This window comes from Mesorhizobium sp. LNHC229A00, from assembly GCF_000502415.1.
Taxonomy (GTDB): Bacteria; Pseudomonadota; Alphaproteobacteria; order Rhizobiales; family Rhizobiaceae; genus Mesorhizobium.
This window is the reverse complement of sequence record NZ_AYWQ01000010.1, coordinates 1-20,178: the sequence shown is the minus strand read 5'-3', so window position 1 is coordinate 20,178 and position 20,178 is coordinate 1. Positions and strand designations below refer to the sequence as shown.

The following is a 20,178-nucleotide window of genomic DNA, read 5'->3' as shown; positions in this document are numbered from 1 at the left end:
CGGCTACGTTCTTCCGACGTAGGACATTCGAAACCGGAGGACCGACATGCCAAGACTCGCCATCGTTGCCGCCACCGCCCTTACCACCGCTCTTGGAGCTACGGTCGGTGTGGCCGTTTCCCAAGATGCCAAGATGAGTTTCTTCGTCACCAGCGTCGGCTCCGGCAAGGGGGCCGATCTCGGCGGGCTGAAGGGCGCGGATGCCTATTGCGCGTCGCTGGCGGAAGCCGCCGGCGTCACCGGCAAGACATGGCACGCCTATCTCTCGACCAGCGCGGAGGATGCGCGCGATCGCATCGGCAAGGGTCCCTGGTTCAACGCCAAGGGCACCAAGATCGCCGATGATATCGCCTCGCTGCACGGCGACGCCAACGGCATCACCAAGCAGACCGCGCTGAACGAGAAGGGTGAAACGGTCAACGGCCGCGGCGATACGCCCAACCGGCACGACATGCTGACCGGCTCCAAGCCCGACGGCACCAGGATCGCCGACCAGACCTGCGGCGACTGGACGATGAGCGGCTCCGAAGGGGCGGCGATGATGGGCCATCACGACCGCACCGGTCTCGACGATTCGGCGGCGGCGAAGTCGTGGAATTCCTCGCATGCCTCGCGTGGCGGCTGCAGCCAGGAGGCGCTGAAAGGCACAGGCGGCGACGGCCTGTTCTATTGTTTTGCGACCAACTGAACCATAGTGGAGGGCAACACGCCGGCTAGAAAACCCGACGCATCATCACGCGGCTGTGATCTGAGGCGAGAAGGCCGCTGGGCGGTCATGCTTTCGTCATTTCCGAGGAGTTGTTAGGATCGAACGACTCCTGCAACGAGAGCCCGAGCTGGGCAGAACAAGGAAAACTCCATGGCTACGACCGCAGCATTGGTCTGGTATCTGGTAATCGCCGGCCCGCAGGGCGGCATGGTCGTGCTGCCCAGCACCTTCGACAAGCGCGAACAGTGCACCGCCGCCATCACCGAGTATCAGAAGCAGCCGACACCCGCCGGCTGGTCCGTGCAGTGCGTGCCGAGCGCCTCGCCCTTCACCGACGAAGGCGACGCCGAAGAGCCGGCAGCTCAGTAAGCATCAGGTATTCACAAGGCCCGCGACCGCTGCCGCGGGCCTTGTGATTCATCACCGCGCGCTCACCGTCAGTTCCGGCTTCTGGTTGATGGTCTGGAACACCACGCAATAGCGCTCGGTCAGCTTCAGCAGCGAATCGATGCGCTCCCGTGGCTCCGCCGTGTCGAGATTGAAATTGAGCCGAATGGCGCGAAAGCCAACCGGCGCATCCTTGGCGACGCCAAGAGTGCCGCGAAAATCAAGGTCGCCTTCGGCTTCAACGGTAGCGGCGCCGAGCTTGAATTCGAGCGCCGTCGCCACTGCCTTCAGCGTCACCCCGGCGCACGCCACCAGCGCCTCGAGCAGCATGTCACCGGAGCACAGTTCGAGCCCCGAGCCGCCTGTTGCCGGATGAAGGCCGGCGATTGCCAACGCCCTGCCCGTCTCCACCTTGCAGGCCACCGACTGTTCGTCGATCGAGCCCTTTGCCCTTAGCGTGATCAGTGCTTGCGTGGCGTCGCCGCGGTAGGCCTGCTTCAGCGGCGCCTGCATGGCCTTGAGCTCGGTTGCGTCCATTTTCGTTCCTCCGAGAACGGCTTTCTGCTGTGATAGCATGGTCCTGCGAGACGTGTGAGGCAATCCGAACATGACGACCCCGGCTGTCAGGAAATGGTTTCGGCGGAACAGCACTGGGCGCGTCACCGTCTGTTCCCTTTGACTTCATTCGCCTCGGCCATAGCTATGCGGGAGTCCTTTCCGCGGAGGTCTCATGCGTTCCAAGCTGAAACTCGTCTCCCTTGTCCTCTTCATGCTTGCCGGCTTCGCGCAGCCTCTCCTGGCCGAAACGACGGAGCGGCCGGCACCCGCGGGCGGCGTGCTTTCACTGCTGCCGTCACCTGAGATCACCGACCATTCGATCACGATTGGCGGACGCAGCCTGCAGTATCAAGCAAAGGCCGGCACGCTTCCGCTGCTCTCCGGGAAGGGCGAGGTCACGGCGGAGATCTTCTATGTTGCCTATACGCTGAAGCCACGGGAGAGCGTGGCGACGGAAGCACCGCGGCCAATCACCTTCGTGTTCAACGGCGGCCCGGGCGCCGCTTCAGCCTATCTGCATCTCGGCGCGCTCGGACCGCGCATCGTGGCGACCGGAGCCGGCGGGGAATTCCTCCCCGCGCCGCAAAAACTCATCGACAATCCCGACAGTTGGCTCGACATGACCGACCTCGTCTTCGTCGACCCGGTGGGAACCGGCTACAGCCGCGAGGCGCCCGGCCAGGATACGCACGACTTCTGGGGCGTCAGCCAGGACGCCAGTTCGATCGGCGCCTTCATCAGACTCTATCTCGCCCAAAACGGCCGCATGGGATCTCCGCTGTTCCTCGCCGGTGAGAGCTATGGCGGATTCCGGGCGGCACTGCTTGCCAGGACACTGCAGGAAGACATCGGCATCAGCCCGAGCGGCATCGTGCTGATCTCGCCAGCGCTGGAATTCACCCTGGTGCAGCCCGACGAATTCGAGCCGCTGCATTGGGCTCTCGAACTACCCTCCCTCGCCGCGGTTCGCCTGCGCAGTGAAGGCGTCAACGGCGACACATTGCGGAAAAAGCTCGCCGAGGTCGAGCATTATGCACTTGGCGAGTACCTCAGTGCGCTCACCAGTGGGCTGGAGCAAGGCGGACGGCTGGCGGGCGATCGCGTGGCCGAGATCACCGGCCTGCCTCTCGACCTCGTTCACCGCAACTTCGCCCGCGTTCCGACCTCGCTCTTCGCACGGGAGTTTGGCCGTGCCACGGGCAAGGTGCTCAGCCCTTATGACGGCATGATCGCGACGGCGGACATCGCTCCCCAGAGCGCCCGTATCGCTGGCCCCGATCCGGTGCTGGACCGTAGTGTGCCGGCGCTGACCTCGGCCTTTGTCGCTTACGCGCGCGACGAGCTGAACTTTCGCACCGATGTCAGCTACCGCTTGCTGAACGGCGACATCAGCCACAACTGGGACTATGGGACGAGCGCCTCGCGCCAGGGCTATGCCGGCGTGATGGATGATCTGCAACGGGCGCGGTCCTTGAATCCCGCGCTGGGCGTCGTCATCGTCAACGGCTACACCGATCTCGTTACTCCCTATCTGGCATCGCGTTATCTGGTCAGCCAGATCCCGTCGCTCGCCGGCGCCAGGCCGATCCGCCTCGACGTCGTTGAAGGTGGGCACATGATGTATCTCGAACCCGACGGACGGCGCGCGCTGAAGCAGGCCGCTTCGGAGCTTTACCAGGCAACCCAGTAAACGACAGGACATCGAGTCCCCCGGGCAACCAAGGCTCCGATGCAGGCCCGGTGGCGGGCGCGGTGATCAAGCTGTCCCAAATGGGACATTGACGGACAAGGCCCCAAAACCGTCTGATCGGGCAAGGCTTCGTCATTCCATTTCCGGCGGTCCACAATGTCACATACGCTCTCGACCACACCGAGGCAGGATGGGTTTCGCGCGCCTGGCGAATTCGAGCCCAAATCGGCCTGTTGGCTGATCTGGCCTGAACGACCGGACACCTGGCGGCTGGGCGCCAAGCCCGCGCAGAAGCTGTTCGCCAATGTCGCAGCGGCGATCGCGCAAAGCGAGCCGGTGACGGTGGTGGCGTCCAGCCGCCAGTGGCAGAACGCAAGAGCGCGGTTGCCCAGCCAGGTGCGCGTGGTGGAAATGTCCACCAATGATTCCTGGCTGCGCGACAGTGGCCCTAATTTCGTCGTCAGTGATCGAGGCGAAGTGCGCGGCGTCGATTGGATCTTCAACGCCTATGGCGGTTTCGACGGCGGCCTCTACTCGCCTTGGGATCTCGACGACCTCGTGGCGCGAAAGATCCTCGATATCGAGAGGATGGACCGTTATCGCGCACCGCTGATCGCCGAAGGCGGCGGACTGCAATGCGATGGCCAAGGTACGCTCATCACGACCGAGCAGTGCCTGCTCAATCGCAATCGTAATGGCCATCTCGGAAAGGCGAAGGTGGAAGAACAGCTGGGCGAGTATCTCGGCGTCGACAAAATCATCTGGCTGCCGCGCGGTTTTGCTTTCGACGAGACGGATGGCCATGTCGACGACCTCTGCTGCTTCGTTCGTCCGGGCGTTGTGGCGCTGAGCTGGACCGACGAGCGGGATGATCCGCAATATGAGATAGTACGCGAAGCCGAAGAGGTGCTGCGTTCGACCCGTGACGCGCGTGGCAGTCGCCTGGAGGTTCATCGGCTGCACCATCCCCTGCCGATCGAGATGACGATGGAAGAAAGCGAGAGCGTGGACCGGGTCGATTCGACCTGGGCGCGGCCGACCGGCAACCGGATCGCGGCGAGTTACATCAACTATTATCCGGGCAACAGCGTCGTGGTCGTGCCAGAATTCGGCTGCGATCTCGACCGGAAGGCAAAGCAACAGCTCGCCACGCTGTTTCCCGACCACAAGATCGTCGGCATCGAGAACTCCCGCGAAATTCTGCTCGGAGGCGGCAATGTCGCCTGTATCACCTTACCCGTTTATGCGCCGCAACGGCGTTGAGCGGCAAGGGTGCCGAAGCGAAATCAGAACGGTGCGCCGCATTGGCCCGCCCGGCAAAAGGAGATACCCATGCGCGCTCTGCTCTTCCCAATCGTGACCGCCGCGCTTGCCTGCGTTATCGGCTTCGGCGTCGCCCGGGCGGACGATGAGAAGGTGGTCAACGTCTACAACTGGTCCGACTACATCGCGCCGGACACGGCTGAGAAATTCGAGAAGGAGACAGGTATCAAGGTTCGCTACGATGTCTATGACGGCAACGAGGTCCTTGAGACGAAACTGCTCACCGGCGGCTCGGGATATGATGTGGTCTATCCCTCGGCCTTTCCGTTCCTGAAGAACCAGGTGAAGGCAGGCGCTTTCCTGCGGCTCGACAGATCGAAGCTTTCAAACCACTCGAAAATCGATCCGCAAGCCTTGTCGCTGATCGCGGGCGCGGATCCGCAGAACCTGTACGCCGTGCCTTACATGGCCGTCACAGATGGGATCGGCTACAATGTCGCTGCCGTCAAACAACGGATGCCGGATGCGCCGACAGGATCCTTCGCCATGGTCTTCGACGTCGACGTCGTCAAGAAATTCTCCGATTGCGGCGTCGCCATGATCGATGCTCCGGCGGAGATCATTCCTATGGCTATGAACTATCTCCACATCGATCCCAGGTCGACCAGTCCGGACGACCTCGCCAAGGTCGAAGAGCTGATGGGCAACGTGCGGCCCTATATCCGTTACTTCCACTCGTCGAAATACATCAACGACCTGGCGAATGGCGACATCTGTGTCGTGCTGGGCTGGTCGGGCGACATATTGCAGGCCAAGACCCGTGCGGCGGAATCCGCGAAGAAGCTGGAGATTGCATATTCCATTCCAAGGGAAGGCACGCTGATAAACTTCGATACGATGGCCGTGCCGAAGGATGCGCCGCATCCGGAGAATGCCCAGGCCTGGATCGATTTCAACTTGCGGCCCGATATCGCAGCGGCCAATTCCAGTTATGTTTCCTATGCCAATGCCATCCCGGAATCCCTGCCGCTGATGGATCAGGCCGTCGCAAAGGATCCCGGCGTTTTCCCGTCCGATGATGTAAAGGCCAAGCTGTTCGTGGTCGAGAACAACGACGCAAAGCTGCTGCGACTGCAAAACCGTATGTGGACACGCGTCGTGACGGGACAGTGAGGCTGGCGAACCGTCAGTTGGGCGAGGCCTTCCAGCCGGCGGCCAGCAACTCGACTTGGGAGTGCACACCGAGCTTGCGGTAGACCTGCTTGATGTGGTTGCGCACGGTGCCGGGTGAAATCGACAGGTTTCGCGAAATCGTCTTGGCGCTGCCACCCTCGATCAGGAGCCGCGCGATCTGCCTTTCCCGGGCGCTGAGTTGCGACCCTGCGGCTTCGATTGCGGAAGCCTTGTCCCGAAGACGGCACAAATGAAGCAGCCTTTGCAGAATGAGCTTTGTCGCGCTGCAAGCAGCGCCGGCCACAGCCAGATCATGCTCGCCAAAACGCGGCGCGCCATCGCGGCGCAAAAAGGTCACATAGCCGGCGGTCAGTCCGTCGAGGTTGAACACACCGGTTATTTCATCGAAGCTGCCGGAGGGCCCGTAGAATTCGCGATAATACGGCGTGCGCTCGAAATCGCCTTGGCTGAGAGCCGACAACGGCAGCAGGAAATCCCGTCTGGTGCTGGCGAACCTCTGAAAGAACGGATCCTGGCGATAGACGCGCGCATCATAGTCGCGGTTCCAGCGATCGGGTCCGGCATCGTCGATGGTCAGGGATGTTATGTCGCGACGATAGAAGCCAACATAGACACGATCCGAGCCAAGCAGCACCCTTGCCGCCGCGCTGAAGCGGGCCGACAAGTCTTCGGGCGTTGCCGCCAGGGCCGCGGCGGCCACGCCACCACTCCAGCGTTCAAGCCGGTCGAGAGAAAAATTCGACTGCATCCGCGTCCAGACTAACGCAAGCCCCGCCAACTTCAAGCTGGCGGGGAACCGCGACGTCGCCGGTGAGATCAGTCCCGCGGCCGCTTCCGCAGCTCATCGCCCCATCGACTGGTTGAACTCACGCCTTAGCCTGCGATCTCACATGGGCGATGTAGCCGCGCACGTCGCCGGCCGGACCAGCATAGGCCTTGCCGAGCTTCTTCTCCATCGCCGCCACGTATTCCTTCGCCCATTTGGGCAGGGCGTAGTCGATGACAGCGAGGAATTCGAGCGTCGCCGCAAGACGGATGTCGGCGATCGACGGGTTCTTGCCGCCGATGAACGGCTTGCCGTCGCGGAAGAAGGAGTGGAAGACCTCGAGCGGTTCGGCAATGGCGGCGACCGCGGCCTTCTGCGCTTCCGATTTCCTGTCGGGGTGGGCGTCGCTATGACCGACTTCGCCGGCATATTGCGGGAAGCCGAGCGCGGGATAGGTGGCGCGCGCGACATAGGGATAGAGCGTGCCGATCAGATAGAACATGGCGCTGTCTATCATCGCCCGCTTGGCTGGCGCCTTGGGGTAGAATTTCTCCAGCCCATGCTTGTTGGATAGATATTGCATGATGGCGCAGCTCTCCCACAGCACGCCGCGCGGCAGGCCCTTGTCCTCGATCATCGGCGTCAGGTGGGCCGGATTGCGCGCCATGTATTCGGGCGAGCGCGTGTGCCCCCACGCATCGGTCTCCGCATGGTCGAGTCCGGCGGCGCGGGCAAAGACGCGAACGGTCATGTTGTTGACGCTCGGCTTCAGCATGCTGATGGTCAGCGCCGATTTCCTTGCCGGTTTCGCCTTGGCCTTGGCCGCGGTCTTGCCGGCGGCTGGCTTTGACGCCATCTTGGTCGCCGGTTTTGCGGTCGCTTTTGCCGCTGGTTTGGCGGCCGGTTTCCCTGCGCTCTTCGTCACTGCTTTTGCCACGTGTTCCTCCCTTGCCTGTTCAGCCTTCAGTATGGATTTTTGGGCGCCCGGTCCGCCGACAATGTCGCGCGCGCGCGTTCCACCAGCGCCTGGATCGCATCAGCCAGGTGCACCTCGGCGATGTTGTAGTCGCCACGCGTGACGCGAAGCTTATGCGCCTCCATCAGAACATCGGCATGGGTGAACCCTGCAGGCGGCTCGAAACGATAAGAGGCAAGCTCGATCAGAAGGCCGAGCGGATCCTCGAAATAGATTGAATCCATGAAGCCGCGATCCTTGACGCCACTGTGCTTGATGGCGCGCTCGTCGAGCCGGGCGACAGCCTGCAGGAAAGTGACGCGGGACACCGCAAAGGCGATGTGATGCACGCAGCCCGGGTCGGTCGGGGTTCGGCGCTGCACGGCCGTGCGGGTCTCGTCGGTGAAGATGGTGATCAGCCGGCCGTCGCCCGGATCGAAATAAAGATGGCTTTCGCTCGGCTTGTCGAGATTGGGCTGCTCGAAGATGAAAGGCATGCCCAGCACACCTTCCCAGAAATCGATCGAGGTCTGGCGACCGGCACCCACCAGCGTGATGTGATGGACGCCTTGCGACTGCAGTTTCTGCATCAGCCTTCTCCCCGCAATATCCGCTCTGGCAGAGGCGGCCGTCAAGCCAAGCCTGTACATGCTACATCTGGCATGAGCTGAGCGCCAATTCGCTGTCCGTCCCCCGGCGTTCTGCGCGCCTGCCTTCGTCTCCGGCTTTATGAGATGATGCTAAACCAATCGGCCGTGCCGCGCCAGAAGCCGCATCCGGGACAAGCTGCATTTCGCGCCACTGCCGCCTGCCCCAAAAGCAAGCGCGGTGCTGGAGCAGCGCCGTGCGGGATTTCGCCCGTATAGCTGGCAGGTGCGGAGCCGACAGGGGCTGGGGCCGCCTTCACTCAAGCAGGCGCACGCCTATGGCCGATATCGCCATTCTCGATACACGCGAAAGGGTCTTCGCCGGAATCCTGCTGACGGGCGCCGCCTATTTGCTGTTTTCGACACAGGACGCCTCGATCAAACTGCTGGTCACCAGCATGACCGTCTGGCAGATCATGTTCTTCCGCAGCATCACCATTCTTGGCGCCTGCGCGGTGATCGGCGGGCGGCCGCTGTTCGCCGACACGGTGCGTTCGCCGATCGTGCGGCCGATGCTGGTGCGCAGCGCCTTCACGCTCGCCGCTTGGCTCTGTTACTACAATGCCGCCCGCAGCCTGCAACTCGCCGAACTGACCACCGTCTATTACGCGGCTCCGATCATCGTCACTGTGCTATCGGTGGTCCTGCTCGGCGAAAAGGTGCCCCTTCTGCGCTGGCTGGCCGTTCTGGTCGGCTTTGCCGGCGTCTTTGTCGCCTGCGATCCCGCCCATCTTGGCCTGTCCGCGCCCGTGTTGCTGGTACTGACGGCGGCTTTCCTGTGGGGCATCGCCATCGTGCTTCTGCGCAAGACGGCGCTTGCCGAGCGCTCGACGATCCAGCTCCTCCTCAACAATTTCTATTTCCTGGTTTTTTCGGCGGTGCCGGCGCTGTTGTGGTGGCATACGCCGGACCCGGCACAATTGCTGCTTCTTGCCAGCGTCGGCGCGCTCGGCGGCCTCGCGCAATACCTTCTCTTCGAGGGCATGAAGCGCACGCCGGCATCGATCCTGGCGCCACTCGAATACACCTCACTATTGTGGGCGTTCGCGCTCGGCTTCGCGATCTGGGGCGACGTGCCGCGCCGCGAGGTCTTTCTGGGTGCCGCGCTTATTGTCGCGGCTGGCCTGCTGATCGTCGGCGGTGAACATTTCCGCAAGCGGCTTTGACGTGGATGGCCATTACTCACGACACCACGATGTCAGGACGAGGCAAGGTAGGCTGCCAACATGACTGAGATCACGGCCACCGCGGAAACCACCGAACGCACGCTGGGTATCCTGCTGGTCTCATCCTCGGCGGCTGTATTCGGGCTGACCGGCGTGCTGACCAAGTCGATCCATGCCGATCCGCTGACGATCACCTGCTGGCGTGGCTTTGTCGGCGCGATCCTGATCAGCCTCTACGTATTGTTGCGCCGCCGCCGTGCCGGCAACCGTGAACCGCTGCGGCTTGGCTGGCGCGGCTGGCTGCTGGCCGTCGAAGGCGCACTGGCCAGCATCGCCTTCATTTCCGCTTTCAAGTTCACTTTTGTCGCCAATGTCGCGGTCATCTACGCGACGTCGCCCTTCATTGCCGCCGTACTGGCCTGGATTCTTGTGCGCGAGCCGTTCCGGCTGCAGACGATGGTGGCGGCGGCGGTGTCGCTGTGCGGGGTCGCCATCATGGTGTGGTCGGGTTTTGCCACCGGCAATTTGTTCGGCGACGGGCTGGCGCTGCTGATGACGGCCGGCAGCGCGCTGTACATGATCATGGTTCGCGCATTCCGTGACACGCCCGTGGTGTGGGCCGGCGCGGTTTCGGCGTTCCTGCTGTTTATACTCGGATGGTTCGTCACCGATCCCCTGGCGGTCTCATCAAGGGACGCTATCCTGCTTGCCACCTTCGGCGCGTCCTTCGCGCTGGCTTCCATCCTGTGGACGGAAGGCTCGCGGCTGATCCCGGCGCCTGAATCCGGCCTGCTCGGTTCGGCGGAAGTGCCGTTCGCGATCCTGTTTGCATTTCTGTTCCTGGCCGAAATCCCGCCTATGGCCAGCATGGTCGGCGGTGCCATCGTGCTCGGCGCCGTCTTTGCCCATGCCGGCCGCGACTGGCTGAAGGCACGCTCCCGGCAAGCGTCTTCAAATATTTCGTAAAAAATTTTCCAAGTCACGGAACCATCACCCTGCTCAGACATTGTTGATGCGACGGGCCACCCCCCAAGTCCCCCAAACCCCTCGGCCCGTCCTACTCCAAGCCGACCGCAAGGTCGGCTTTTTCTTTGCAACGGCTTTTTGTTCGCATAGACCGGCCGACCGCAAGTCGGTTTCCATGCCCTAGACCGGCGGCGGAGCTTCACGCCTCGTCAATTAACCAAGCGGTCCGGACAAAGCGAGGCTTCCGCCGAGCAATGTCGCCAGATCGCCCGCGGACGCATCGGCACCGGCGCGCAGCCGGATCGCGAACTCAGCCGTCGGAGCCGGCGGCAAGCCAAGTTCGCGGGGCGCTTCGACGATGCCGGAATGGGCAAAGCGCGGGGTTCGCAAGGTCAGCGCAACACCGGCATTTACCGCGGTGCGCAGCCCGGCCAGGCTGGCGCTGCCGGCAGCGATGCGATAGGGGCGGCCGGCGGCGTCGAGCGCGGCGAGCGCCGCCTCGCGAAACCCGCAATAGGGGTCGAGTAGCGCCAGCGGCACTTCTTCCTGCCGCGATGCCAGTCCCTTGTTGGAACACAGCCATATCATCGGCTCGCGCAACACGCCGACCTCGTCCGGCACGGCAGCCTGGCGCATGACGATCGCCAGATCGAGGCTGCCAGCTTGTAACGCCTGCGCCAGTTCGGCGGAGCGGCCGACACGCAGTTCGATCCTGACGCGGGGATGGCTGGAGGCGAAGGCACGCAGCAGGTCCGGCAGGCCGCTATCGGCGAAATCCTGTGTCGTGCCGATGGCGACGCGCCCGGCAGCCCGTGCTCCCTTCAGCGCCAGCCAAGCCTCGCGATGCACGGCAAGAATACGCCTGGCGTGCCCGACAAGATCCTCGCCCGCCGGCGTCAGGCCGCGCCCCCTGCCCCGCGGCGCCAGAAGTGGCTCACCGACCACCTCTTCCAAGCGCTGCATCTGGGCCGTCACCGCCGAGGGTGAGCGGCCGACATTGGCCGCCGCCTCCGCCAGCGAACCGCTGTCGACGAAAGCAAGGAAGGTTCTAAGCAGGTCGGGATCGAGCGTTTCCATAATTCGACTTTATCGAATTATCAGTTGAAAACAATTCAGTTTTTTTGATCAACAGATGGTGGCATGGTCTTTTCAACGGCGACCACGCCGCTACAAACCAAGGAGAAGAAAAATGCCAATCATCAATGTCAGGGTGACCGGCAAGCCCGACGCCACCTTGTCAGCCAGCATCGCTAGGGAAATAACCGAGATCACCGCCACGCAGTTGCGCAAGGATCCCACGATCACAGCCGTTGCGGTGTCCTATCTCGATCCGCAGCACTGGTTCGCCGGCGGCAAGTCGCTCGCCGAGCACGGCACCAACACGTTCTGGCTCGACATCAAGGTGGTCGACGGCACCAACACAAAGCTCGAACTGGAGGCCTATCTCAAGGCGATCTTCGACGCCTTTGGCCGCCTGCTAGGCGGCGTGCACCAGGAGAGCTATGCTTTCGTGCATGAGGTTCCGGCAGCGGCCTATGGCTACGGCGGCAAGACGCAGGAGTTCCGTTTCATCAGCGGGCGGCTGAACGCGGCGTAAGGGCGCCCCTTCCGCATTGACCTTGCCTCGACTTCCGCTAGGCTCTGCCCCGAAGCGGTCGCACAAGAGCCGCAATGACAAAATCGTTGGGAGAGACGCGGCATGATCCTGACACTGGCGCTGCTTGCGGGTCTGGTTGTGGCCTGGTTGCTGATCGGCGTGATAGAAAAATTCCGCCTGGGCCTGCGCTTCACCCAGGCGCTGCTCTACGCACCGTTCAAGCTCGCCTACCGGACCAGCGACAATCGCATCAAGATCGCTCGCAAGGCGCAGGTGCCGGTCATCTATGTCATCTCGCACCAGTCGCGCTTCGAGCCGGCGATGATGCTGTCGCTGCTGCCCGACGACACGCTGCATATACTCGACGGGGTCTCGGCCCGTTCGCCTTGGCTCGAACCCTGGCGCGAACTCGGCCGCACCATTGCCTTCAACGCCGAACATGTCTTCGTCAGCCGCCGACTGGTGCGCGTGCTGAAGGGCAAGGGCCGGCTGGCCGTTTATCTGCCGGACGCGGTCGAGCCCGACGTCAAGACGTTTCGGCTGTTTCGCGCGGTCACCCGCATCGCCATGCAGGCCGACGCCCGCATCGTGCCGATCTTCGTCGCCGGCGCCCGCAACCTGCCGGTGTCGCTGACGCCGGCGGACAAGGCACCGCGTCACTGGTTTCCACGGCTGTCGGTCAGTGTCCTGGAGCCGATGACGATCGCCGAACTGGTGGCGCGCAATCCGGACCAGGCTTCCAACACCAATGCGCTGTTCGACCGCGTCGCGGAGGCCCGGCTTTTTGGCACCGACCTCGACCGCGGCCTGTTCCTGGCCATGCGCGACGCCGCAACCAGAGTCGGCGCTTCGCGTCCGATCATCGAGGACGTCATTTCCGGGGCGCTGAGCTACCGCAAGATGTTCATCGGCGCGCGGGTGCTGGGCAGGCGCTTCGAGGCGGTGACGGCGCCGGGCGAAGCTGTGGGGGTGATGCTGCCCAACGCCAACGGCGTCGTGCTGTCGCTCGTCGGCCTGCTCTCGGCGGGCCGTGTGGCGGCGATGATCAACTACACGGCCGGGCCGGCAAGCGTCACCGCGGCTGTCCGCACCGCTGTCATCCGCACCGTTGTCTCTTCACGTGCCTTCGTCGAGAAGGCCGATCTCGCCGATATCGTCGCCGCGGTCGAAAAGGGCGGCGCCAGGCTGCTGTGGCTGGAAGATGTACGCGAAAGCGTCACCACGCTGGACAAGCTTGCAGCCGCCTTGCTGTGGCGCCTGGCGCTGCAGCGGCAGGACGCGGCCAAGCCCGGCGTGATCCTGTTCACCTCCGGCTCCGAAGGTACGCCGAAGGCCGTTGTTCTGTCTCAAAAGAACCTCCTCGCCAATGCCATGCAGGCCGAGGCGCGGATCACCATTTCGCCGGCGGACATCCTGCTCAACGTGCTGCCGGTGTTCCATTCGTTCGGCCTGACAGGCGGCACCATCCTGCCGCTTGTCACCGGGGTAAAGCTGTTCCTCTATCCCTCGCCTCTCCACTACAAGCTCATCCCCGAGATCGCGCGCAAGGTGAAACCGACCATCATGTTCGGCACCGACACGTTCCTCGCCAACTATGCGCGCACCGCCAAGGACGGGGATTTCTCCAGTCTGCGCTTCGTCGTCGCCGGCGCCGAGGCGGTGAAGCCGGATACTCGCCGCGTCTATCGCGAACGCTTCCAGGCCGAGATCATCGAGGGCTTCGGACTGACCGAGGCGGCGCCCGTGGTTGCCGTCAACACCGCGATCCACGGCCGCGACGGCACGGTCGGCCGGCTTCTGCCGGCCATTCGCATGAAACTGGAGCCGGTCGAAGGGATCAACGATGCCGGCCAGTTGTGGCTCGACGGGCCTAACATGATGATGGGCTACATGACCGCGGACCGCCCCGGCGAGCTACAGCCGCTGACCGGCTGGCACGACACCGGCGATATCGTCGCCGTCGACCGCGAAGGCTTCATCAGCATTCGCGGTCGCGCCAAGCGCTTCGCCAAGATCGCTGGCGAGATGGTGTCGCTGGGCGCGGTCGAGATGCTGGTGCAGTCGCTTTGGCCGGAAGAACGCCATGCGGCGGTGGCGGTGCCGGACAAGAGGCGGGGCGAGCGCATCGTGCTGGTCACCACCGCCGACGATGCCAGTGCCGAGGAGTTGCGACAGTTCGGCAAAAAGGCTGGCGCGGCCGAACTGATGGTGCCCAACGACATCGTCAAGGTCGAGGAGATCCCGGTACTCGGCTCCGGCAAGACCGACTATGTCTCGACGCGCAAGCTGGCGATCGACCGGCTTGGGCTTGGCGTGGCTGCCTAAGTCGGATCAGGGACTTCGGCCGACTTTCTAACCTATGTCCGAAGGCGGCACCTTCTCGCCTTCCAGCTTGGCACGCTTGGAGTAGGCGCGCACGCTGAATGGGAGAAAGACCAGGTAGCCCGCGACCGATGCCGTCAGCGTGTACCAGGGATAGGTCATCAGCAAGAGAATGTAGAGGACGACGGCGAGGATGATCGGCAGCACCCTGTCCCCGGGAATCTTGACGCTCTTGCCTGAATAGACCGGCAAGCGGCTTACCAGCAGGAAGGCCACCAGGATGGTGAAGCCGGTTGCGACGAAGGCGGCCGGACGGCTAGGCTCCAGCCCAAGCCGCAGGAAATAGAGATAAAGCGGCAGCATGACCAGCACGGCGCCTGCAGGCGCCGGCACACCGACGAAATATTCACTCTGCCATATGGGACGTTCGGCCTTCTCGTCGTCGAGCACGTTGAAGCGGGCAAGCCTGAGCCCGCAAGCGATGGCGAACAGAAGCGCCGCGATCCAGCCCGGCGAGCCGGCTCTATCGAGCAGGAAGGCATAGAGCACCAATGCCGGCGCGACGCCGAAATTGACGATGTCGGCCAGCGAATCCATCTGCGCGCCGAATTTGGACGTCGCCTTCAGCATGCGCGCAAGGCGCCCGTCTATTCCGTCGAGGAAGGCGGCGAGCAGCACCATCACCACCGCGGTCTCAAAACGGTTTTCGAAGGCGAAGCGGATGCCGGACAGGCCGGCGCAGATGGCAAGCACGGTGACCAGGTTGGGCAGCACCATGCGCATCGGTATCTCGCGGATACGCGGACCGCCGCTGGCATGGGCCTCGAATTTTTTATACTGCGTGCCCACCGTCAGGAAATCCGCACGAGGGGCGTGCCGGCGACACCGCCGAATTCGGCGAGCACGGTTTCGCCGCCGACCGCCGTCTGGCCAACGGCAACGCGCGGCGTGGCTGTCAAGGGCAGGAACACGTCGACGCGCGAGCCGAAACGGATCAGGCCGAAACGCTCGCCGGTGCCGATCGAAGCGCCGGCCTCGGTCCAGCAGACAATGCGGCGCGCCACCAGGCCGGCGATCTGGACTGCGGCCACCGTGCCGTTGGGGCTCTCTATGACAAGGCCGTTGCGCTCGTTTTCCGTGCTCGCCTTGTCCAGTTCTGCATTGAGAAATTTTCCCGGCCGATGTTCGATCCTGGCGATGCGGCCGCGCACCGGAGAGCGGTTCACGTGGCAGGAAAAGACGTTCATGAACACGGAGATGCGGGTCATCTCGACATTGCCGAGGCCAAGCTCGCGCGGTGGCACGGCAGGTCCCACCGCCGAGACGATGCCATCGGCGGGGCTTACCACCAGGCGGTCGTCAACAGGCGTGACGCGCTCGGGGTCACGGAAGAAATAAACGCACCAGGCGGTCAGGATCAGGCCGATCCAGAACAGGATCGAGGAGAAATAGCCGAGGAAAAGCGTCGCCGCGCCAAACGCCGCGATGAAGGGGTAGCCTTCGCGATGGATCGGTACGAACGCGTTCTTGACCGTGTCGACAAGGCTCATGGGCTGGGGGCGGTCCCTGTTTCAGGTCCGGCCTCAATAGCCGAAACACCCCCTGCCCGCAACGCGACAATCGCCGGCGCGGATGAACAGGCACGGATCGCCTATGACCGGGGATGGCCGGATGCTCGGTGTTCGTGAAGTCGAGACCGAATTGCATGCCTGTGCCATAGCTGCCGAAGCTGTCCTTTGACTGCGCCGGGCCGCCAGAAAGGCCGAGAAACCTATCTGCGCCGACGCCGCCCTCGCGCAGACCGGCACCTTCGGCGTCAACGTGAGCCGATGGAGCGCTCTTCCCGCACGAAAATACACCGGCCCGCTGTCGGGAGACTTTCATCTCGCCCGTCCTTGGGGAGAAGCGCCTCATCGCCAAGGGCCGATGACGCGCGCAACGGAGGCTCCTGATCATGCGAACACCATCCGCCAACAAACCGCATATCGTCACGGAAGGCCTCGCCTTCGGCGAATCGCCGCGCTGGCATGACGGGCGCCTGTGGGTCTGCAATTGGGGAACCGGCGAGATTATTGCCGTCAATGCGCACGGGGGCAGCGAGGTCATGCTCACGGTTTCGGCTGTCCTGCCCTACTCCATCGACTGGCTGCCGGATGGTCGTCTGCTGGTTGTCTCAGGCCGCGAGGGCTTGCTCTTGCGGCAGGATGCCGATGGCTCGCTGGTCACCCACGCCGATCTGGGTGGCTTGTCGAAAAGCCCATGGAACGAGATCGTCGTCGATGGGCGCGGCAACATCTACGTCAATGGCGGCGGGCCGGCGCCGGCGGCCGGCCAGCATTTCGGTCCCGGCACCATCGTGCTGGTCACACCGGATGGCGCGATCAGGCAAGTGGCGGACACTATCGCCTTCGCCAACGGCATGGCGTTGACACCGGACAACGAGACGCTGATCATTGCCGAATCCCATGCCAGCCGGCTGACCGCGTTTGACATTGCCGCCGACGGTTCCTTGTCCAACAGACGCATTTGGGCCGAGCTCGACGGATATCCCGACGGCATCTGCCTCGATGCCGACGGGGCGGTCTGGTATGCCGATGTTCCCAACAAGCACTGCGTGCGGGTGCGCGAAGGCGGTGACGTCTTGCAGACCGTCACCGCCGATCGCGGCTGCTTTGCCTGCATGCTGGGCGGTGCGAACAGGAAAACGCTGTTCATCACCGCCGCCGAGTGGCGCGGCTTCGAGCATATGACAAGCGACGCCCGCACCGGCCAGGTGCTCGGCATCGAAGCGCCGGCGCCGGGCGTGGGCTGGCCTGGCCTGGCTAGAGTCCGGCCACGCGCTGATAATTGGCGATATCAGCTCGCACTCCGAGCCGGGCGATCGTCTCCTGCGGGTTGAAGGCCATGCGCTCGTGCGCCGCCCTGACGATCGGCACCACATTGTCGACGGCAGCCTGGCTTTCCCATTCGACGATCGTGACGAGGTTGAACTCGCCCGGTCCTGAGAATTGCTCGAGCAGAAAGTCCTGGACGAAGCCTTGCTGCAGACGCAGCAACTCATGCGTCATCTTCACCTTTGCGAGGATCTCGTCGCGGGCATTGGCAGGCACCACGAACTTGTCGACCCTGAACACGCTGCCGCCGCTAACATCCTGATTCGTAGTGCTCATATCCATTTGATTCCGTCCTCGACGATGCTGTTTTGCGGCTCTCGGGCGACGGTCTACAATCTCAACCCAAGTTGAGGTCAAGAGGTTTTTTGAGCTACGACATCTCCGATGTGCGCCGGCGCACGACGACACCCAGTTCGTCACTTTCGCGGGCAATGCGCAGCCGCTCCTCGGCTTCGGTCGCCTCGCGCTGGCGGTCCCACATCGAGGCATAGAGGCCGTGCTTTCGCATCAGGTCGACATGGGTGCCGCGCTCGGCTATCTGACCGTCCTTCAGCACGATGATTTCGTCGGCGGCAATCACCGTCGACAGGCGGTGAGCGATGACGATGGTGGTGCGGCCCTTGCTGACGAGGTCGAGCGCGGCCTGGATCTCCTGCTCTGTATGACTGTCCAGTGCGGAAGTCGCTTCGTCGAGCATCAGGATCGGCGGTGCCTTCAGGATGGTGCGGGCGATCGCCACGCGCTGCTTCTCGCCGCCGGAAAGTTTCAGCCCGCGCTCGCCGACCATCGACTTGTAGCCGTCGGGCAGCTTCTCGATAAACGGCCCGATCTGGGCGAGTTCGGCGGCCTTGCGCACCTCGTCCTCGCCCGCGCCGACACGGCCGTAGCGGATGTTGTAGGCGATGGTGTCGTTGAACAGCACCGTGTCCTGCGGCACCATGCCGAGCACCGCGCGCAGGCTGTCCTGCGTCACGTCCCTCACGTCCTGGCCGTCGATCAGAACCTGGCCACCCTGCACGTCGTAGAAGCGGAACAGCAACCGCGAGATGGTCGACTTGCCCGCACCCGACGGCCCGACAATGGCAACGGTCTTGCCGGCCGGCACCTCGAAGGAGACGCCCTTCAGGATCTTGCGGTTCGGATCATAGGAAAAGTGGACGTCGCGGAACTCGACCTTGCCGGCGCTGACGGCCAGCGGCTTGGCGTTGGGCTTGTCGACGATCTCCTGCGGCACGTCGAGGAGGTCGAACATGTGCTCGATGTCGGTGAGGCCCTGGCGGATTTCGCGATAGATAAAGCCGATGAAATTGAGCGGCACGGAAAGCTGTACCAGCATGGCATTGATGAAAACGAAATCGCCGACGCTCTGGGTGCCGGCCTGCACCTCCAGCGCCGACATGCACATGACGACGACCGTGCCGACGCCGAAGATGAAGCCCTGGCCGAAGTTCAGCCAGCCGAGCGAGGTCCAGGTTTTGGTTGCGGCGACCTCGTAACGCGCCATCGAACGGTCGAAGCGCTCGGCCTCCATGCGCTCATTGGTGAAATACTTGACCGTTTCGAAGTTGAGCAGCGAGTCGATCGCCTTGGTATTGGCGTCGGTGTCGCTGTCGTTCATGTCGCGGCGGATCGAGATGCGCCAATCGCTGGCCTTTACCGTGAACCAGACGTAGAGGCAGACGGTGACCGCCACCACGGCCACATATTTCCAGCCATAGGTGAAGCCGAATATGCCGGCGGTCAGCCCGAATTCGAGGATCGTCGGCGCGGTGTTGAGCATGATGAAGCGGACGATCGTCTCGATGCCCTTGGTGCCGCGCTCGATGATGCGCGACAGGCCGCCGGTGCGGCGCTCCAGGTGGAAGCGTAGCGACAGCTGATGCATGTGCACGAAGGTGCGGAAGGCAAGCTGGCGAACCGCATGCTGGCCGACCCGGGCAAACAGCGCATCGCGGAGCTGGTTGAAGCCGAGCTGGACGAGCCTCAGCACATTATAGGCAATGACCAGCATCACCGGGGCAAGCATGAACGATGGCAGCGGCGGTGGCGTTTTGAAGCCGCCCGCCAGCGCATCGGTCGCCCATTTGAAGAAATAGGGACCGGCGACCAGCGTCACCTTGGCGACGACCAGCAGCAGCGTCGCCCACGTCACCCGTGCCCTGAGATCGGCGCGGTCGGCCGGCCACATATAGGGCCAGAGATTGCGCAGTGTCGTGAGTGTGGATGTGTCGGCGGAGACGGTTTTTTCGGCCACTTTTCTTGCCTTTAGGTGAGAGGGTCAGCGGCCGGAGCAGCAGGAATTGATGAGCGCGGCCAGCGATGCCGACACGTCGGCCAGTGCCGCGCGATCGACCGCATAGCGCGATCGCTGACGGTCGGGCTCGAACCGGACAAGGCCCGCCTCGACCAGTATTTTCAGATGCTGGGAGATCGTCGACTGGGCCAGAGCGAAACGGTCGACGACCTCACGGCAGCAGCAGGAATTGCTGGCCGACAGATGTCTCAGTATCTCGATCCGCGCCGGATGCGAAAGTGCTGCGAACCGCGCCGCGACAGCGCGGCTGTCCGGCATGCAGCCAGGCAGTGCCGAGGCGGCATGGTCTGGTAAGGGAACGCATTCTGTCATCGTTCATCGGCGATAGACGATGAACGATGACAGGGCAAGCTAGGCCGATGGGTAGATTGCCGGAATTGCCGGTCTATCCCTATTCCGTCTTCATCGGCGCGGTCGTCGCCTGCTCGCCCATGGCCTTGAGGTCGGCGGCTTCGCCTTCCTTCGACTTTTCCGGAACCTTGAACACCTGCCCCGGCCAGATGCGGTTCGGATTCCTGATCTGGTCCTGGTTGGCGAGGTATATTGTGGAGTAGCGCATGCCGTGACCATAGACGCGCCGCGAGATCCGCCACAGTGTATCGTTGCGCCGAATGATGACCGCGCTGTCGGCATGTTCGAGCTTGGGCGACACGATTTCGGGCACGTCGCTCGGCGGCGTGGCTGCCGCGACCTTAGCCGGGGCCTCGGTGGCTGGCGCGGCGGGAGCCGGCGCGGTCTCGCCCGGAGCAG

Annotated in this window: 21 protein-coding genes; 10 read left to right on the top strand and 11 right to left on the bottom strand. The window is 63.3% G+C overall.

What is annotated here, in order from left to right; genetic code table 11:
* Positions 1–46 precede the first annotated feature (46 nt).
* Both X742_RS149815 and X742_RS149820 read left to right on the top strand, forming a co-directional pair.
* A complete protein-coding gene (locus X742_RS149815) occupies positions 47–688 on the top strand; it encodes a hypothetical protein (protein WP_023773381.1) in 642 nt (213 codons plus the stop codon).
* A 171-nt stretch (positions 689–859) separates the two neighbouring features.
* Positions 860–1,078 carry a hypothetical protein gene (locus tag X742_RS149820; protein ID WP_015318519.1) on the top strand — a complete coding sequence of 73 codons (219 nt, stop codon included), beginning with the start codon at positions 860–862 and terminating at the stop codon, positions 1,076–1,078.
* Positions 1,079–1,129: 51 nt separating this feature from the next.
* Here the strand turns inward: X742_RS149820 and X742_RS149825 are convergent, their stop codons facing one another.
* Positions 1,130–1,633, bottom strand: coding sequence for an OsmC family protein (locus tag X742_RS149825; RefSeq protein ID WP_023773380.1), 504 nt, complete (start codon positions 1,631–1,633; stop codon positions 1,130–1,132).
* Positions 1,634–1,826: 193 nt separating this feature from the next.
* On the opposite strand from X742_RS149825, the gene X742_RS149830 reads away from it, so the two are divergent.
* From X742_RS149830 to X742_RS149840, 3 genes are all read left to right on the top strand, one after another.
* Positions 1,827–3,344 (top strand): alpha/beta hydrolase, encoded by a 1,518-nt coding sequence (locus X742_RS149830; RefSeq protein WP_023773379.1) that lies wholly within the window; start codon positions 1,827–1,829, stop codon positions 3,342–3,344.
* Between the two features lie 156 nt (positions 3,345–3,500).
* On the top strand, positions 3,501–4,607 hold the full coding sequence (aguA, locus tag X742_RS149835; protein WP_023773378.1) for an agmatine deiminase: 1,107 nt from the start codon (positions 3,501–3,503) through the stop codon (positions 4,605–4,607).
* Positions 4,608–4,676: 69 nt separating this feature from the next.
* Positions 4,677–5,780 (top strand): polyamine ABC transporter substrate-binding protein, encoded by a 1,104-nt coding sequence (locus X742_RS149840; RefSeq protein WP_023773377.1) that lies wholly within the window; start codon positions 4,677–4,679, stop codon positions 5,778–5,780.
* A gap of 13 nt (positions 5,781–5,793) precedes the next feature.
* Here X742_RS149840 and X742_RS149845 read toward each other — a convergent pair whose 3' ends face one another.
* From X742_RS149845 to X742_RS149855, 3 genes are all read right to left on the bottom strand, one after another.
* Entirely contained in the window at positions 5,794–6,501 is a 708-nt protein-coding gene (locus X742_RS149845) for a LuxR C-terminal-related transcriptional regulator (protein WP_023773376.1), read from the bottom strand.
* A 166-nt stretch (positions 6,502–6,667) separates the two neighbouring features.
* Positions 6,668–7,504 carry a glutathione S-transferase family protein gene (locus X742_RS149850; protein ID WP_023773375.1) on the bottom strand — a complete coding sequence of 279 codons (837 nt, stop codon included), beginning with the start codon at positions 7,502–7,504 and terminating at the stop codon, positions 6,668–6,670.
* Positions 7,505–7,530: 26 nt separating this feature from the next.
* Complete coding sequence (locus tag X742_RS149855) at positions 7,531–8,112, bottom strand: VOC family protein (RefSeq protein WP_023773374.1); 582 nt, start codon at positions 8,110–8,112, stop codon at positions 7,531–7,533.
* 335 nt (positions 8,113–8,447) lie between these two features.
* Between X742_RS149855 and X742_RS149860 the strand changes: the two genes are divergently transcribed.
* Both X742_RS149860 and X742_RS149865 read left to right on the top strand, forming a co-directional pair.
* The gene (locus tag X742_RS149860; protein ID WP_023773373.1) at positions 8,448–9,335 is read left to right on the top strand and encodes a DMT family transporter; all 888 of its coding nucleotides are present in this window, start codon (positions 8,448–8,450) and stop codon (positions 9,333–9,335) included.
* 60 nt (positions 9,336–9,395) lie between these two features.
* Entirely contained in the window at positions 9,396–10,301 is a 906-nt protein-coding gene (locus X742_RS149865; RefSeq protein ID WP_023773372.1) for a DMT family transporter, read from the top strand.
* A gap of 213 nt (positions 10,302–10,514) precedes the next feature.
* Here X742_RS149865 and X742_RS149870 read toward each other — a convergent pair whose 3' ends face one another.
* Positions 10,515–11,378: a LysR substrate-binding domain-containing protein gene (locus X742_RS149870; protein WP_023773371.1), complete on the bottom strand. Its 864-nt coding sequence runs from the start codon at positions 11,376–11,378 to the stop codon at positions 10,515–10,517.
* A 112-nt stretch (positions 11,379–11,490) separates the two neighbouring features.
* Between X742_RS149870 and X742_RS149875 the strand changes: the two genes are divergently transcribed.
* Together X742_RS149875 and X742_RS149880 are read left to right on the top strand one after the other, a co-directional pair.
* On the top strand, positions 11,491–11,898 hold the full coding sequence (locus tag X742_RS149875; RefSeq protein ID WP_023773370.1) for a 4-oxalocrotonate tautomerase family protein: 408 nt from the start codon (positions 11,491–11,493) through the stop codon (positions 11,896–11,898).
* A 102-nt stretch (positions 11,899–12,000) separates the two neighbouring features.
* A complete protein-coding gene (locus X742_RS149880) occupies positions 12,001–14,223 on the top strand; it encodes an AMP-binding protein (RefSeq protein WP_023773369.1) in 2,223 nt (740 codons plus the stop codon).
* 27 nt (positions 14,224–14,250) lie between these two features.
* Here X742_RS149880 and pssA read toward each other — a convergent pair whose 3' ends face one another.
* Positions 14,251–14,997 carry a CDP-diacylglycerol--serine O-phosphatidyltransferase gene (pssA, locus tag X742_RS149885; protein ID WP_245273911.1) on the bottom strand — a complete coding sequence of 249 codons (747 nt, stop codon included), beginning with the start codon at positions 14,995–14,997 and terminating at the stop codon, positions 14,251–14,253.
* A gap of 74 nt (positions 14,998–15,071) precedes the next feature.
* Positions 15,072–15,770, bottom strand: a complete 699-nt coding sequence (locus X742_RS149890) for a phosphatidylserine decarboxylase (RefSeq protein ID WP_015318533.1) — start codon at positions 15,768–15,770, stop codon at positions 15,072–15,074.
* 404 nt (positions 15,771–16,174) lie between these two features.
* Here X742_RS149890 and X742_RS149895 point away from each other — a divergent pair, with 404 nt between their 5' ends.
* Entirely contained in the window at positions 16,175–17,119 is a 945-nt protein-coding gene (locus tag X742_RS149895) for an SMP-30/gluconolactonase/LRE family protein (RefSeq protein ID WP_023773367.1), read from the top strand.
* Here the strand turns inward: X742_RS149895 and X742_RS149900 are convergent.
* The 4 genes from X742_RS149900 to X742_RS0137420 form a co-directional block, all read right to left on the bottom strand.
* Positions 17,043–17,390: a hypothetical protein gene (locus X742_RS149900; RefSeq protein ID WP_023782871.1), complete on the bottom strand. Its 348-nt coding sequence runs from the start codon at positions 17,388–17,390 to the stop codon at positions 17,043–17,045. The genes X742_RS149895 and X742_RS149900 overlap by 77 nt on opposite strands.
* A 94-nt stretch (positions 17,391–17,484) precedes the next feature.
* The gene (locus X742_RS149905) at positions 17,485–19,368 is read right to left on the bottom strand and encodes an ABC transporter ATP-binding protein/permease (protein ID WP_023773365.1); all 1,884 of its coding nucleotides are present in this window, start codon (positions 19,366–19,368) and stop codon (positions 17,485–17,487) included.
* 24 nt (positions 19,369–19,392) lie between these two features.
* A complete protein-coding gene (locus X742_RS149910) occupies positions 19,393–19,740 on the bottom strand; it encodes a metalloregulator ArsR/SmtB family transcription factor (RefSeq protein WP_023773364.1) in 348 nt (115 codons plus the stop codon).
* Between the two features lie 79 nt (positions 19,741–19,819).
* Positions 19,820–20,178 (bottom strand): LysM peptidoglycan-binding domain-containing protein (locus X742_RS0137420; RefSeq protein WP_031248125.1); only part of this gene is annotated, 359 nt, incomplete at its 5' end.